Source organism: Bradyrhizobium sp. B117 (assembly GCF_038969555.1).
GTDB lineage: Bacteria > Pseudomonadota > Alphaproteobacteria > Rhizobiales > Xanthobacteraceae > Bradyrhizobium.
In genome coordinates this window covers 9,559,605-9,575,297 of record NZ_CP152414.1, presented here as the reverse complement: position 1 = coordinate 9,575,297, position 15,693 = coordinate 9,559,605, and the positions used below count along the sequence as shown (strand labels likewise).

The 15,693-nt window shown below is 65.2% G+C and carries 13 protein-coding genes; 10 read left to right on the top strand and 3 right to left on the bottom strand.

Going from position 1 to position 15,693, the window contains the following annotated elements; genetic code table 11:
- The first annotated feature begins 317 nt into the window (after nt 1-317).
- The 8 genes from AAFG16_RS45460 to AAFG16_RS45425 all read left to right on the top strand — a co-directional run bounded on the left by AAFG16_RS45460 (nt 318) and on the right by AAFG16_RS45425 (nt 8,855).
- Nucleotides 318-1,940, top strand: a complete 1,623-nt coding sequence (locus AAFG16_RS45460; RefSeq protein WP_342735742.1) for an ABC transporter substrate-binding protein — start codon at nt 318-320, stop codon at nt 1,938-1,940.
- 413 nt (nt 1,941-2,353) lie between these two features.
- Entirely contained in the window at nt 2,354-3,367 is a 1,014-nt protein-coding gene (locus AAFG16_RS45455; protein ID WP_342735740.1) for an ABC transporter permease, read from the top strand.
- A 3-nt stretch (nt 3,368-3,370) separates the two neighbouring features.
- Nucleotides 3,371-4,270: an ABC transporter permease gene (locus tag AAFG16_RS45450; protein ID WP_342735738.1), complete on the top strand. Its 900-nt coding sequence runs from the start codon at nt 3,371-3,373 to the stop codon at nt 4,268-4,270.
- Between the two features lie 94 nt (nt 4,271-4,364).
- Nucleotides 4,365-6,134, top strand: coding sequence for an ABC transporter ATP-binding protein (locus AAFG16_RS45445; protein WP_342735736.1), 1,770 nt, complete (start codon nt 4,365-4,367; stop codon nt 6,132-6,134).
- Between the two features lie 18 nt (nt 6,135-6,152).
- Nucleotides 6,153-6,332 carry a DUF4089 domain-containing protein gene (locus AAFG16_RS45440; RefSeq protein ID WP_342735734.1) on the top strand — a complete coding sequence of 60 codons (180 nt, stop codon included), beginning with the start codon at nt 6,153-6,155 and terminating at the stop codon, nt 6,330-6,332.
- Nucleotides 6,333-6,339: 7 nt separating this feature from the next.
- Nucleotides 6,340-7,734 carry an AtzE family amidohydrolase gene (locus tag AAFG16_RS45435; RefSeq protein WP_342735732.1) on the top strand — a complete coding sequence of 465 codons (1,395 nt, stop codon included), beginning with the start codon at nt 6,340-6,342 and terminating at the stop codon, nt 7,732-7,734.
- Nucleotide 7,735: 1 nt separating this feature from the next.
- A complete protein-coding gene (gene hpxZ, locus AAFG16_RS45430) occupies nt 7,736-8,128 on the top strand; it encodes an oxalurate catabolism protein HpxZ (RefSeq protein ID WP_283082653.1) in 393 nt (130 codons plus the stop codon).
- 4 nt (nt 8,129-8,132) lie between these two features.
- On the top strand, nt 8,133-8,855 hold the full coding sequence (locus AAFG16_RS45425) for a GntR family transcriptional regulator (protein ID WP_283082652.1): 723 nt from the start codon (nt 8,133-8,135) through the stop codon (nt 8,853-8,855).
- A gap of 170 nt (nt 8,856-9,025) precedes the next feature.
- Here AAFG16_RS45425 and atzF read toward each other — a convergent pair whose 3' ends face one another.
- Together atzF and AAFG16_RS45415 are read right to left on the bottom strand one after the other, a co-directional pair.
- The gene (gene atzF, locus AAFG16_RS45420) at nt 9,026-10,834 is read right to left on the bottom strand and encodes an allophanate hydrolase (RefSeq protein ID WP_342735729.1); all 1,809 of its coding nucleotides are present in this window, start codon (nt 10,832-10,834) and stop codon (nt 9,026-9,028) included.
- A 194-nt stretch (nt 10,835-11,028) separates the two neighbouring features.
- The gene (locus tag AAFG16_RS45415; RefSeq protein ID WP_342735727.1) at nt 11,029-11,523 is read right to left on the bottom strand and encodes a MarR family winged helix-turn-helix transcriptional regulator; all 495 of its coding nucleotides are present in this window, start codon (nt 11,521-11,523) and stop codon (nt 11,029-11,031) included.
- A gap of 149 nt (nt 11,524-11,672) precedes the next feature.
- Between AAFG16_RS45415 and AAFG16_RS45410 the strand changes: the two genes are divergently transcribed.
- On the top strand, nt 11,673-13,538 hold the full coding sequence (locus AAFG16_RS45410) for a feruloyl-CoA synthase (RefSeq protein ID WP_342735725.1): 1,866 nt from the start codon (nt 11,673-11,675) through the stop codon (nt 13,536-13,538).
- Nucleotides 13,539-13,894: 356 nt separating this feature from the next.
- On the opposite strand, the gene AAFG16_RS45405 is transcribed toward AAFG16_RS45410, so the two are convergent.
- The gene (locus AAFG16_RS45405; protein WP_283082648.1) at nt 13,895-14,398 is read right to left on the bottom strand and encodes a MarR family transcriptional regulator; all 504 of its coding nucleotides are present in this window, start codon (nt 14,396-14,398) and stop codon (nt 13,895-13,897) included.
- Between the two features lie 83 nt (nt 14,399-14,481).
- Here AAFG16_RS45405 and AAFG16_RS45400 point away from each other — a divergent pair, with 83 nt between their 5' ends.
- Nucleotides 14,482-15,690 (top strand): cytochrome P450, encoded by a 1,209-nt coding sequence (locus AAFG16_RS45400; RefSeq protein ID WP_342735723.1) that lies wholly within the window; start codon nt 14,482-14,484, stop codon nt 15,688-15,690.
- Nucleotides 15,691-15,693 lie beyond the last annotated feature (3 nt).

Sequence of the window (15,693 nt, the reverse complement as noted above, 5' to 3'; positions counted from 1 at the left end):
TGGATTGCTTCGCTGCGCTCGCAATGACGAGGTTGAGGCACAAGTTTTGATTCTTTCGGGGCCCCATCCTGCAAATGAGGATGATGTCTTGCGAGAAATGGTGACAAAACGGGCTATTGATCACTTCCGCCTATTTTGTAGTCAAAATCAGATCTTTGTATGCAAAGATTGGGTCTGCTCAGAAAGCGCCCGGCGGCCAAATTGGGTCAATCCCATTATAGATCAATGATTTAAGTGGCGTGTAAGCTTCCGTTAAGCCTTGGCACGAACCTTGCGAATCCAGTTCCAACCAAAAACCTTTGAGTTGGAGCATCCCAATGAAGCGCCGCGATTTCCTCAAATCCGTGTCCGGATTGGCCGCTGGCGCGGCGCTTCCGGCCATGCCGCAGGTGATCTCCACCGCCTACGCCGATGCGCGCTCGGAGACGCTGCTGATCGTCTCGGAAGGCGGCCCCAACAATCTCGACATCCACGGCGTCGGCACCAACGTGCCCGGCTATGAGGTGTCGTGGAATTGCTACGACCGCCTGATCAGCCACGAGATGAAGAGCGGTCCCGGCGGCGTGCCCTATTACGACCGCGACAAGTTCAAGGGCGAACTCGCCGAAGACTTCAAGATCGACGACATGTCGGTCACCTTCAAGCTGAAGAAGAACGCCAAATTCCACGACGGCACGCCCGTCACCGCCAAGGACGTGAAGTGGTCCCTGGATCGCGCGGTGAGCGTCGGCGGCTTTCCGACCTTCCAGATGAGCGCGGGCTCATTGACCAAGCCGGAGCAGTTCGTCGTCATCGACGACACTACCGTGCGCGTCGACTTCCTGAAGAAGGACAAGCTGACGATCCCCGATCTCGCGGTGATCGTGCCCTGCATCGTCAACTCGGAGCTGGTGAAGAAGAACGCCAGCGAGAAGGATCCCTGGGGTCTCGAGTTCACGAAGCAGCAGACCGCGGGCTCCGGCGCCTACAAGGTGACGAAGTGGACCGCCGGCACCGAAGTCATCATGGAGCGCAACGAGGATTGGGTCGGCGGTCCGCTGCCGAAGATCAAGCGCGTGATCTGGCGCATGGTGCCGCAGGCCGGCAACCGCCGCGCGCTGCTGGAGCGCGGCGATGCCGACATCTCCTATGAGCTGCCGTTCAAGGATTTCCAGGAGATGAAGGCGAACGGCAAGCTCAACGTGGTGTCGCTGCCGTTCTCCAACGGCATCCAGTATATCGGCATGAACGTGACCAAGCCGCCGTTCGACAATCCCAAGGTGCGGCAGGCCGTCGCCTATGCGCTGCCGTACCAGAAGATCATGGACGCGGTGCTGTTCGGCCTCGGCAATCCCATGTTCGGCGCGCCCAAGGACAAGGCGACGGAAGTCGCCTGGCCGCAGCCGCACAAATACAACACCGACATGGAGAAGGCGAAGGCGCTGCTGGCGGAAGCCGGCTACGCGAACGGCTTCGAGACCACGATCTCCTTCGACCTCAACTTCGCTGGCGTCAACGAGCCGCTTTGCGTGCTGGTGCAGGAGAGCCTCGCGCAGATCGGCATCAAGGCCACCATCAACAAGGTGCCCGGCGCCAACTGGCGCACCGAATTGAACAAGAAGGAGATGCCGCTCTTCACCAACGTGTTCTCGGGCTGGCTCGATTACCCCGAGTACTTCTTCTACTGGTGCTATCACGGCAACAATTCCGTCTTCAACACCATGAGCTACAAGTCGGCGGAGATGGACAAGCTCATCGACGGCGCGCGCACCGCCGCCGGCACCGGCGACACCGCGACCTACGATGCCGACGTGAAGGGTTTCGTCGATCTCGCCTACACCGACATCCCGCGCATCCCGCTGTACCAGCCCTTCGTCAACGTCGCGATGCAGAAGAACATCAGCGGCTATCAGTACTGGTTCCACCGCAGGCTCGACTATCGCGCGATGGCGAAGGGGTGAGGCGGCATGGGTGAGGTGAGCACGCTCTTCAGGCTCCCTCCCCCCTTGCGGGGGAGGGTCGGGGAGAGGGGTAGCCACGAACTCCGATCTCTCCCGGAGCCACCCCTTTCCCTAGCCCTCCCCCGCAAGAGGGGAGGGAACGCAGCGGAGCGCGGGGCGAAGTTGTCGTCAGAGATCGAGAGTGTCGATCTCAACGTATCGGCATCTGTTGGTCCTGTTGATTTGAGCGAGGCGGCCACCGTCCTCTCGCTTCCTCCCCCCTTGCGGGGGAGGGTCGGGGAGAGGGGTAGCCACGAACTCAGACCCCTCCCGGAGCCACCCCTCTCCCTAGCCCTCTCCCGCACGGGGGGAGGGAACGCAGCGGAGCAAGCCGCTCGCGTTAGCCCCCAATCGCCGAGAAGGAGAGCGCTCCCATGCTGACCATGATCGGCAAGCGCCTGATGTTTGCGATTCCCTCGCTGATCGGCGTCGTCATCGTCACCTTCCTGCTGACGCGCGCGCTGCCAGGCGATCCCGCCGCCTACTTCGCCGGTCCCGCCGCGACCAAGGAAGCCGTCGAGCAGATCCGCAAGAAGCTCGGTCTCGACAGGCCGCTGATCGAGCAGTTCTTCCGCTACACCAACGATCTCGCCCATGGCGATTTCGGCAACTCGCTCACCACGGGCCAGCCCGTTGCGACCGAAATTCGCAACCGCCTGCCGGCTTCCGCCGAGCTGACACTGCTCGGCCTGATCGTCTCGATCGTGATTGCCATTCCGCTCGGCGTGGTAGCTGCAACACGACCGGGGTCATGGATCGACCATCTCTGCCGCGTCACGACGACAGCGGGCGTGTCGCTGCCGGTGTTCTTCACCGGCCTCGTGCTGGTCTACGTCTTCTATTTCCGCCTCGGCTGGTCGCCCGCGCCGCTCGGCCGTCTCGACGTGTTCTACAGCGCGCCGCCGACGGTGACCGGCTTCTATTTGATCGACACGCTGCTCGCGCGCGATTTCGAGGCGTTCCGCTCCGCGCTGAGCCAGCTCATCCTGCCGGCGACGACGCTGGCGATCTTCTCGCTGGCGCCGATCGCGCGCATGACCCGCGCCTCGATGCTGGCGGTGCTGGCATCCGAATTCGTCCGCACCGCGCGCGCCAGCGGGCTGTCACCGTCGACCGTCATCGTCACCTACGCTTTCCGCAACGCGATGCTGCCCGTGATCACCACGCTCAGCATGGTGTTCTCGTTCCTCTTAGGGGCCAACGTGCTGGTGGAAAAAGTCTTCGCCTGGCCTGGCATCGGCTCCTATGCGGTGGAAGCGCTGATCTCGTCGGACTTCGCACCGGTGCAGGGTTTTGTCCTCACCATGGCGGTGATGTACGTGCTTTTGAATCTCGTGATCGACATTCTCTATGGCGTGATCGATCCGCGCGTCAGGTTGGAGGGCTAAATCATGAGCTCCGTTGCACCTGCTGTTGAACCTGTCGGTCCCGCCCGCACCTCGGGACTATCAGCGGTCCTCGAACAGACCCGTTATGTGCTGAGCGAGAACAAGGTCACCGGCTTTGCCTTCGCACTGCTGATCCTGATCCTGATCGCCGCGATCTTCGGCCCCTACGTGGTGCCCTACGATCCGCTCGCCTCCGACACGGCTGCGGCACTGAAGCCGCCGTCGGCGGCGCACTGGTTCGGCACCGATCAGTTGGGCCGTGACATTTTCAGCCGCGTCATCGTCGCAACACGGCTCGATACGTTCATCGCGGTCGCCTCCGTCGCGCTGGTGTTTTTGATGGGCGGCCTCGCCGGCATTGCGGCCGGCTATTTCGGCGGCTGGACCGACCGTATTGTCGGCCGCATCGCCGACACCATCATGGCGTTCCCGTTGTTCGTGCTGGCGATGGGCATCGTCGCCGCGCTCGGCAACACCGTGCAGAATATCATCCTCGCCACCGCGATCGTGAACTTCCCGCTCTACGCCCGCGTCGCGCGCGCCGAAGCCAATGTCCGTCGCAACGCCGGCTTCGTGCAGGCAGCGCGCCTGTCCGGCAATGGCGAATTCCGTATCCTGCTTGTGCACATCCTGCCCAACATCATGCCGATCATGATCGTGCAGATGTCGCTGACCATGGGCTACGCCATCCTCAATGCCGCAGGCCTCTCCTTCATCGGCCTCGGCGTCCGCCCGCCGACCGCCGAATGGGGCATCATGGTCGCGGAGGGCGCGGGCTTCATGGTGTCAGGCGAATGGTGGATCGCGCTGTTTCCCGGCCTCGCGCTGATGATCGCCGTGTTCTGCTTCAACCTCCTCGGCGACGGCCTGCGCGACATCGTCGACCCGCAGCGGAGGACGTGATGGCGAGCGTCCGGTCGAAATTCTCCAACGATTACAACCCCCGTTCTACTGTGCATGGGGTTGTTTTCGCGCCTTTGAATGTCGGGAGGCCCGCATGACCGCCCAGCCGCTGCTCGACGTGCAGGACCTCACGGTCGAATTCACCACCCGCCGCGGCATCGTCAAAGCCGTGCAGCACGTCAACATCTCCGTCGCCAAGGGCGAGACGCTCGCCATCGTCGGCGAATCCGGCTCCGGCAAGTCAGTGACCTCCTACGCGGTGATGCGCATCCTCGACCGCGCGGGGCGGATCGCCGAGGGCTCGGTGATGTTCTCCGGCATCGACGTGAAGGCCGCGAGCGAGGACCAGATGCGCGACCTGCGCGGCCGCGAAGTCTCGATGATCTTCCAGAATCCGCGCGCGGCGCTGAACCCGATCCGGAAAGTCGGTGACCAGATCGAGGACGTGCTGCGCACCCATGTCCAACAGGCCCAAGTCACAGATGGCGGCGAGAAGGCGATCGAGGCGCTGGAGCAGGTCAAGATCGCGCGCCCGCGCGAACGCTACCACGCCTATCCGTTCGAGCTGTCAGGCGGCATGTGCCAGCGCGTCGTCATCGCGCTCGCGCTCGCCTGCAATCCGCAGCTCCTGATCGCGGACGAGCCGACCACCGGCCTCGACGTCACCACGCAGAAGGCGGTGATGGACCTGATCGTCGAGCTGACCAAACGCAAGGCGATGTCGACCATCCTGATCACCCACGATCTGGGTTTGGCCGCCGCCTATTGCGACCGCGTCGTGGTGATGGAAAAGGGCCGCGTCGTCGAGACCGCCATGGCCGCCGACATCTTCGCGAGCCCGCAGCACCCCTACACGAAAAAGCTGATGCGCGCGACGCCGCGGCTCGGCGTGTCTTTGCGGGATCTGCTGCCAGAGGAGGAGGGAGCGACCGTCATGGCCGGGCTTGACCCGGCCATCCATCACGCTTCGCAGGACTCGTCTCAATCGATGGACCCCCGGGTCAAGCCCGGGGGTGACGAGACTCCCAAGCCCCTCCTCCTCATCGACAAGCTCGTGAAGGAGTATCCCCGCCAGGGCGCCACCGCCGTGCTCGGCAAGCTGTTCGGCCGCAAGCCGCCGGTCGAGCCCGACATGTTCCGCGCGGTGGACGGCATCAGCTTCGCGATCGGTCACGGCGAGAGCGTCGGCCTCGTCGGCGAATCCGGCTGCGGCAAATCGACCACGTCGATGATGGTGATGCGCCTCCTGGACCAGACCTCCGGCCTGATCCAGTTCGACGGCGAGGACATCGGCAACATCGCGCCATCAGCCTTCGCCCGCCTGCCGCAGCGCAGCCGTATCCAGATGGTGTTCCAGGATCCGACCGACAGCCTCAACCCGCGCTTCACCGCCGCCCGCGCCATCGCCGATCCGATTCTGCGGCTCGGCGACGTCAAGGGACGCGACGCGCTCCGCGCCCGCTGCGAGGAGCTGGCGACCATGGTCGGCCTGCCGCACAATCTGCTGGATCGTTTCCCGCACCAGCTCTCTGGCGGCCAGAAGGCTCGCGTCGGCATCGCCCGCGCCATCGCGTTGCATCCAAAGCTCGTCATCCTGGACGAGCCGACAGCCGCGCTCGACGTCTCGGTGCAGGCCGTCGTGCTGAACCTGCTTCAGGATCTCAAGCAGCGGCTAGGCATGAGCTATTTGTTCGTCTCGCATGATTTGAATGTGGTGCGCTTGCTGTGCGATCGTGTCATTGTGATGCGGACGGGACGGATCGTCGAAGAGGGCTCCACCGAGCAGGTCTTGAGCGATCCGCAGGACGACTACACCAAGGAGCTGCTGACGGCGATCCCGCATCCGCCGCTGCCGGTGCACTGAAATCAGCTTGAGAGAGTGATGGCCGAACCTCTGGACGATTATATCGACGCCGTATCGAAAGCGCTGGTGCTGCCGGTGGAGGAGACCTGGCGGCCCGCGGTGCGCGCCAATCTCGAAGTCTCGCTGCGGCTCGCCCGCCTTGTCGACGAATTCGCGCTGCCGGACGAGACCGAGCCGGCGCCGATCTTCACGGCCTGATGCTGCCATGACCACCAAGCCAGAGATGACGGCCGCGGAAATCGCGAGCGCGGTCGCAAGCCGCAAGATGTCGGCGCTCGATGCCACCGAGGCTGCCCTCGCGCGCATCAAGCAGCACGACACCACCCTCAATTCCTTCACCGACGTCACCGCCGATCGCGCCCGCGCCAAGGCGCGCGCGATCGATGCTGATATCGCCGCCGGCAAGACCGTCGGCCCGCTCGCCGGCGTGCCCTTCGCAGTGAAGAACCTGTTCGACGTCGCGGGCCTGCCGACGCGGGCCGGCTCGAAGATCAACCGCGACCTCGCGCCGGCCAAGCGTGATGCCACGCTGATCGAGCGCATGGAAGCCGCCGGCGCAGTTCTCGTTGGCGCGCTCAACATGGGCGAATATGCCTACGACTTCACCGGCGAGAATGTCCATGACGGCCCCTCGCGCAACCCGCATGACACCACGCGGATGACCGGCGGTTCCTCCGGCGGTTCCGGCAGCGCCGTCGGTGGCGCGCTGGTGCCGATTGCGCTTGGCTCGGACACCAATGGTTCGATCCGCGTGCCCTCGTCGTTCTGCGGCATCTTCGGCCTGAAGCCGACCTATGGCCGGCTGTCGCGCGCGCGCTCGTTCCCGTTCGTCGCGAGCCTCGATCATCTCGGTCCGCTCGCGCGCTCCGTCACTGATCTCGCGCTCGCTTACGATGCGATGCAGGGACCGGATGCCGACGATGGCGCCTGTACGACGCGTGGGCTGGAGCCGACGCTGCCGCTGATCGCCAATCCGATCTCGGACCTGCGCATCGCGATTGCCGGCGGCTATTTCCAAAAGAACGTCTTTCCGGAGGCCGTCGAGGCCGTCAGCCGCGTCGCCAAGGCGCTTGGCGCAACGCAAGTGATCGATGTTCCCGAAGCAGCGCGCGCCCGCGCCGCGGCTTACGTCATCACCACCACCGAAGGCGCTTCGCTGCATCTCGATCGCCTGCGCAAGCGACCCAACGATTTCGATCCGGCCGTGCGCGACCGCCTGATCGCAGGCGCGATGGTGCCGGCGTCTTTGGTCGACCGCGCGCAGAAATTCCGCCGCTGGTATCGCGGCCAGCTCGCCGAGATATTCAAGTCGGTCGACGTGCTGCTGGCGCCGGCGACGCCCTGCACCGCGCCGAAGCTCGGCCAGGTCAATTTCAATCTCGACGGCGTCGAATTGCCGGTGCGCGCCAATATCGGCGTCCACACCCAGCCGATCTCCTTCATCGGTCTGCCGGTGGTGGCGGTGCCGGTGCCGCTCGAGCCGATGCCGATCGGGGTGCAGATCATCGCTGCGCCCTGGCGCGAGGACATTGCGCTCCGCGTCGCATACGAATTGGAACAAATGGGCGTGGCATCCGCGCCGTCGCCGAGAGGAATTTAAGATGGAGATCGATCTCCCCGACGTGATCGCGGAAGTCAAAGCCGCGTTCGAGCGCTATGAACAGGCCCTCGTCAGCAACGACGTCGCCGTGCTCGGCGAGCTCTTCCGCAACGATCCCCGCACGCTGCGCTACGGCATCGGCGAGAACCTCTATGGCTACGAGGCGATCTCCGGCTTCCGCGCCGGGCGCTCGCCGGTCGGCCTCAATCGCCGCACCGCGAAAACCGTCATCACGAGCTATGGCCGCGACACGGCGGTCGCCTCCACCCTGTTCTATCGCGACACGGCGCCCGGCAAGGTCGGCCGGCAGATGCAGACCTGGATTCGCTTCCCGGAGGGCTGGCGCGTCGTCGCCGCCCATGTCAGCATCATCGACGAGTCGAAAGAGACCTGACCGCATGACGCTTGACGATCTTCCGCCCGGGACACTGCCGGCCGAGCCGGTGGTGCCCCGCGTCGACCGTGCACTTCCGTCGCTGCAGAAGGTCACGCGCGCCGAGGAATTGCGCCTCCAGCTCGCCGACGAGATCGTGCGCGGAGCCCTCGCCCCGGGCGCCCCGCTGGACGAGACTGACATCGCGCGTCGCTTCAGCGTCTCGCGCACGCCGGTGCGCGAGGCGCTGCGACAGCTGGTGGCGAGCGGGCTCGTCGAAGCGCGTGCCCATCGCGGCGCGGTGGTGGCGCAGCCCTCGATCGAGCGTCTCAAGAGCATGTTCGAGGCGATGGCCGAGCTCGAGGCGCTCTGCGCCGGCCTTGCCGCCGAGCGCATGTCCGCGGCCGAGCGTCACGGTCTCGAAGCGATCCACGAAGAGCTGCGGGTGCTCAGCTACGCCGGCAATCCCGACCGCTTCCATGAGGTCAATGAGCGCTTCCACAACGCGATCTATGCGGGATCGCAGAACGGCTACATCGCCGAGATCACCTTGGCGACGCGCGTGCGCGTTCAGCCGTTCCGCCGCGCCCAGTTCCGCAATCTCGGCCGATTGGCGAAGTCGCAAGCCGAGCACGACCGCGTCGTCGTCGCCATCATGCGCGGCGACAAGCAGGGCGCCGCCGCCGCCATGCGAGCGCATATCGAGCTGGTGCGCGGGGAGTACGAGATCTACGCGGTGTCGGTGTAGCCGACGGCGGATGCCGCATACTCGGTGTCGTCCTCGCGAAAGCGGGGACCCATAATCACAGGCAGTGGTGTGAGGCAAAGCTCCCACTCCGAGTCTTCGCAAAACCACTCCCTGTGGTTATGGGTCCCGGATCTGCGCTTCGCTTGTCCGGGACGACAGCGGAGTGAAACTCAAGCCGTCGCGGCTTCCTTCATAAACTTCCGCCAGCCGCCATAGGCCGTGATGTCCCGCGCCTCGCCGAGCACCTCCGGCTCGACGAGGAACCCCTTCACGCTCCGCCCATCCGCCAGCCGCACCGTGCCGATCGCCATCGGCGCCGGTATCGCATTCACGAACTTCCCGAACGCAGCCGCCGAGAGCGACCAGATCTCCAGCTCGATCGACGCGCCCGTCCCGGCCGCGACGCGCAGCATGCCCGGCTTCGGCGGCGTGGTCTTGAGCGCATAGAGCTTGTAGCCCGGCGCCGTCTTCGTCGCCTCGACAAGCTTTGCGCTCAGCGCCGTCAACTCACCATTCAGCGCCATGCCGGAGAGATGCGCGCCGACAACGGCGATGGGAATCTCGTCGCCGCCGTTCGCCGGCAACGCCGCGAGCGGAGCCTGCGCTACGCCCTTCGCTCCAACCGTCAGTTTCGTATCCGCATGGAACTCGCGCCCGATGCTCGCGAGCAGCGCGTCGCGCCCTGCCGGCGCGAGCAGCGTGATGCCGAACGGAATTCCGTCGGCGCGCATCGCCGCAGGCACGGCGAGACCGCAGAGGTCGAGCAGATTGACAAAATTGGTGTAGGTGCCGAGCCGGCTGTTGAGCTCGATCGGATTGGCAAGCACCTGCGCGGTCGTGTAGGCCGTCGGCGCCGTCGGCAGCACCAGCGCGTCGATGCTTGCAAACGTCCGCTCGGCGATTTTGCGCAGGCCTTGCAAACGGTACAGCGCGGAGAAGGTTTCCGCCGCCGTCAGCCGCGCGCCGGCCGCGGTGATCTCGCGCGTGACCGGATGGATCGAATCCGGCGCGGACGCCAGCAGGTTCTTGATCACGAGATAACGCTCGGCAACCCACGGCCCCTCGTAAAGCAGCCGCGCCGTCTCATAGAACGGTTCGAGGTCAAATTCGATCAGCGTTGCTCCCAGCGCGGTCCAGCGCTTCAGCGCGTCGGCATAAGCGGCTTCCGCCTTCTTGTCGCCGAAGAAGATCAACTGCCCGTTGCGCGGCACGCCGAGACGCAAGTTAGCGGGGAGCGGCGTGATCGCGCCCAGCGGCCGGTCGCGCGAAAATGGATCGGCCTGGTCGGGCCCTGCCATCACCGAGAGCGCCAGTGCAGCGTCGTCCACCGTCAAAGCGAACACCGAGATGCAATCGAGCGTGCGGCAGGCCGGCACGAGACCAGCGGTCGAGATCATGCCGAGGCTCGGCTTCAGCCCGACGATGTTGTTGAGCATCGCCGGCACGCGGCCTGAGCCTGCGGTGTCGGTGCCAAGCGACAGCGGCACCAGCCCGGCGCCGACGGCGGTCGCCGAACCCGAGCTGGAGCCACCGGGAATGAGATCCTCGCGGATCGAGTTCTTGGGGATGCCGTAGGGCGAGCGCACGCCGACCAGGCCGGTTGCGAACTGGTCGAGATTGGTCTTGCCGATGATGATGGCGCCGGCCGCGCGCAGCCGCTCCACCGCGGTTGAGTCATGCGTCGGTGCGTAGGAGAAAGCCGGGCAGGCCGCCGTGGTTGGAAATCCCAGCGCGTCGATATTGTCTTTCACCGCGACCGGTACGCCATAGAGCGGCAGGCTCGCGGCATCGACACGCGCGGCGAGCTTCTCGGCCTCTGCGATCGCGTCCTTCTCGTCGCGCAGGCTGATGAACACGGCGGGGTCGTTGTGGTCGCGGATGCGCTGATAGGTCCGCGCGATCGTCTCTGCCGGCGTCATCGTGCCCGCGCGATGCGCGGCCACGATCGCGGCGATCGTCTCAGGCTGCTCAGCCCCCATGGCGACAAAACTCCGGCAACTTGTCTTACCCGGATTGAAGCAAGCGATGTGCCATTGTGTACATTATCCGGGCAGCGCGGTCGCTTCGGATATTATCGTGAAATCAGCATCTTGGGAGATACGCTGATGAGCGAGCAGGCCATCGTGCCAGCGCCCTGCGATAGGCATTTGCCCAATCCATGGGCAGTCCGGGGTCAGGTGAAGTCAGCGAGGATCCGGAGCAGCCGCTCCCGGTTCTCCTTGCCGATCTTTTCTTCCACATGTCGCTCGTGCTCGGCGGCGAGCCGCTTGAACTTTGCCAGCGCCGTCTCGCCCTGCGCGGTGAGGTGCAGCGCGTGCGAGCGCCGGTCCGCCTTGGACTTGATGCGCTTCACCAGCTTGCGCTCTTCGAGGCTGTCGAGCAGGTGCACCAGCCGGGCACGCTCGATGCCGAGGCGTTTGGCCACCGCCATCTGCGACAGGCCCGGATTGGCGCCGATCACCGTCAGCACCGAATATTGCGTCGGGCGGATGTCGACCTCGCCCAGCGTCTTGATGAAGTCCTGAAAGATCCAGATCTGGAAGCGCCTGACCGCATAGCCGGCGTGGCCAACCAGGGCGTCGAGGCCGATATCGTCCGCGTCGATCCGCCGCGCTGCGCCGTTGCCGGCGCGTTTGCGTAGGGACGTCCGGGCTGTGGTGGCTGTCACATCGTGTCTCCTCGCGTGCGACCATAGCGTCCCGAGGCCCCAGGCGAAAGATTGTTGTTGACGACAACAATTGCTCTGCCCAACATTATGACCCAAAGCTGCCCGGAACGAGGCTGCGACCGATCCCTGATACGGGCGAGGAGGAGACCATGACGTCAGCGACGCGCGGCGACGCTTCGAGCCTGTTTGCAACGCCGAAAACCGTCGCCGAGCACCGCGCCGATGGCAGCATCGTGCTGCGTTCGCCCGAGCCCTTGCGCGAGAGCGCGCGCTGCATCGGTGACTGGCTGGAGCATTTTGCGCGGCAGACGCCCGACACGGTCTTCCTCGCCGAGCGTGACAGCGCTGATACGCCTTGGGCCATCGTGACTTACGCGGGTGCTCTGCGGCGGGTACGGGCGGCCGCGTCCTGGATCCTGGCGCAAGGGCTCAGCGCGGAGCGTCCCGTTGCCATTCTCTCAGACAACAGCATCGACCACGCGCTGCTCGCGCTCGCGGCCCAGCATGTCGGTGTGCCCTCAGCCGCGATCTCGCCGGCCTATTCGCTGATGTCTAGGGATTTCGACAAGCTCAAAAGCATGATCGCACTGCTCGAGCCCGGCGCGATCTATGTTTCCGCCACCAAGCCGTTTGCTGCGGCGCTCGCTGCAATCAAGCCGCTGCACAGCGCGCAGATCATCAGCGGCAACGCTGGCGACGCTGATGCGCTCGCCTTCCGCGCTGTTGCGGCGACGCCGGAGACGCCCGATGTCGCACAAGCCTTTGCCGCGGTGACGCCCGATACGATCGCAAAATTCCTGTTCACTTCGGGTTCGACCGGCACGCCGAAAGCCGTCATCAACACCCAGCGGATGCTGACCTCGAGCCAGCAGGCCAAGGCGCAGACCTGGACCTTCCTCGAGCAGAGCCGTGGCGACCTCGTCATCCTCGACTGGCTGCCCTGGAGTCACACCTTCGGCGCCAACCACAATTTCAACCTCGTGCTGCGCAACGGCGGCTCGCTCTATATCGACGGCGGCAAGCCTGCGCCCGGTCTCTTTGGGACCTCGCTTGCTAATCTGAAGAGCGTGATGCCGACGGTCTATTTCAACGTGCCGCGCGGCTTCGACATGCTGATCGCGGCGCTGCGCGGCGACGAGGAGTTGCGCCGCCGCTTCTTCAGCGAGGTGAAGTTCGCCTTCTATGCCGGCGCCGCGCTGCCGCAGAATCTCTGGGACGCGCTCGAGCAGCTTTCGATGGAGACCGTCGGCCGTGCGCTGCCGATGGTCTCGGCCTGGGGCTCGACGGAAACGTCACCGCTCGCCACCGACTGCCATTTCCTCGCCGAGCGCTCCGGCAATATCGGTGTGCCCATCCCCGGCACTGAGCTGAAGCTCGTCGCGTCGGGCGACAAGCTTGAGGTGCGCGTGCGCGGTCCCAACGTCACGCCGGGCTATTGGAAGGCCCCCGGGCTGACAAAGCAGGCCTTTGACGACGAGGGCTTTTACCTCATCGGCGATGCCGTGAAGCTTGCCGATAGCGCGCGGCCGGAGCGTGGCCTGTTCTTCGACGGCCGCGTCGCGGAGGACTTCAAGCTCAATTCCGGCACCTGGGTCAGCGTCGGCACGCTGCGCGTCGCCGGCATCGCCGCGCTGGCGCCGCTCGCGCAGGACATCGTCGTGACCGGCCATGGCGGCGACGAGGTGCGCTTCCTGGTGTTTCCGAATGTCGCGGCGTGCCGCGCGCATGCGGGTTTGCCCGAGACGGCAGGCGTGAACGAGGTGCTCGGACACGAGAAGGTGAGGGCCGCGATTGCGCAGGGCCTCGCAAAGCTGAAGCAGCAAGGCCCAAATTCCTCCGGTCACGCCACGCGCGCGTTGCTGCTTGCCGAGCCGGCTTCGGTCGATGGCGGTGAGATCACCGACAAGGGCTACATCAACCAGCGCGCCGTGCTCACGCGGCGCGCCGATGCAGTGACGCGGTTGAACGATGATGCGTCGAGTGACTGGGTGAGGCTGTGGCGGTCGACGCAATAGAAGCTCTCGTGGCCCGGACGCAGCGCAGCACGCAGTGTTGCGCTGCTGAGCCGGGGCCCATCTCTCATAGCGCGTAGCTGCGTGGGTCCCGGCTCTGCGCAGGAGCGTTTCACGCTGCAGCGCGTCCGGGACACGAGAGTGGGGCAAACTACGCCAGCCATCCTGCCGCAATATTCTGCCTGATTTTTTTGTTGCCTAAGCAACTAAATTTATGCGAACCATTCCAGGCAAGGACGACGGCGGGGGAACCGCCGCGTCTGCTCTTGGAGGAAACGATGCGCGGTCGGAATGGTGCCGTCGGCAAGCGCTGGCGTATGCCTGGGACTGACGGAGGATGGCGTCCGGCGTGCGGCCGGTCAGGTCTCGGCGCTGCCGGTCACCGCGCCGAGATTCTCGTGCAGGCGGCGGACCAGGCCGATCAGCACTTCGCGCTCGTCCTTGTCGAGGCAGGACAGCAGGCGCCGTTCGCGCTCCAGCGCCGCGACGATCACCTTGTCATGGGTGGCGCGGCCTTTTGCGGTCAGCGAAATCGAATGGGTCCGGCCGTCGTTGGGGTCGGTACGGATCGACACCAGCCCGCGCTTCTCGAGGCCCGCCAGCGTCCGGCTCACTGGACCCTTGTCAAATCCGATGACGTGGCAGATGCGCGAGGCCGGAATGCCGGGCTCGATCGCCAGCAGCGACATGATCCGCCACTCCGTGACGTTGACGCCGAACTGCCGCTGGTAGAACGCGGTCGCGCTGTTCGACAGCTTGTTGGCGATGAAGGTGATGAGAGCGGGGACGTAGCGATCGAGATCGAGCGTCGGCCCGATATCAGCGGACGCGGCCTTTTGGCGGGATCTGGTCGAAGGCGGCATAGCGGGCATCTGTCTCGCAGCGTGGCCAATGACCTAAGGGCAAGCGCGGCCCTTTCACAAGATCAAAATGAGGGAGGACTCTAATGAGCGCACTCGGCTCGACCGCATCGGGCGTCCCGCATCTCGACGTCGATCCCTTCGATATGAACTTTTTTGCCGACCCGTATCCCACGCATGAGCTGCTCCGGGAGACGGCGCCGGTCGTCTATCTCGACAAGTGGAAGCTCTATGGCGTGGCGCGCTATGCCGAGGTCCATGCTGTCCTCAACGATCCCGCCACCTTCTGCTCCAGCCGCGGCGTCGGCCTGTCCGACTTCAAGAAGGAAAAGCCGTGGCGACCGCCGAGCCTGATCCTCGAGGCCGATCCGCCCGAACACACCCGCACCCGCGCGGTCCTGTCGAAGGTGCTATCGCCGACCGTGATGAAGGGGCTGCGCGACCGCTTTGCCGCGGCGGCCGAGGAGCGTGTGGATGCTTTGCTGGAGATGCGCAGTTTTGATGCGATCGCCGATCTCGCGGAAGCTTATCCGCTGTCGATCTTCCCGGATGCACTGGGTCTGAAGCCCGAGGGGCGTGAGCATCTCATCCCCTATGCGAGCCTGGTGTTCAATGCTTTCGGCCCGCCGAACCAACTGCGCCAGGACGCGATCGCGCGCTCGGCGCCGCATCAGGCCTACGTCACCGATCAGTGCCAGCGCGACAATCTGACGCCGGGCGGCATCGGCGCCTGCATTCATGCCCACGTCGACGAAGGCGCGATCACGGCGACTGAAGCGCCGCTGTTGGTGCGCTCGCTGCTCTCGGCCGGCCTCGACACCACCGTCAACGGCATCGGCGCGGCCGTCTATTGCCTCGCGCGCTTCCCCGAGCAGTGGCAGCGCCTGCGTGGCGACCTCACGCTCGCGCGCAATGCCTTCGAGGAGGCGGTGCGCTTCGAGAGCCCGGTGCAGACCTTCTTCCGCACCACAACGCGCGATGTCGAACTGTCAGGCGCGAGGATCGGCGAGGGCGAGAAGGTTCTGATGTTCCTCGCCGCCGCCAACCGCGATCCCAGGCGCTGGGAGAAGCCTGATAGTTACGACATCACCCGCCGCACGTCCGGTCATGTCGGCTACGGCTCGGGCATTCACATGTGCGTCGGCCAGCTCGTGGCGCGGCTCGAAGGCGAGACCATGCTCTCGGCCCTGGCGCGCCGTGTCGCCACGATCGAGATCACTGGCGAACCGAAGCGGCGCTTCAACAACACCCTGCGTGGGCTCGACCATCTGCCGGTGACGATCACGCCCGTCTGACAC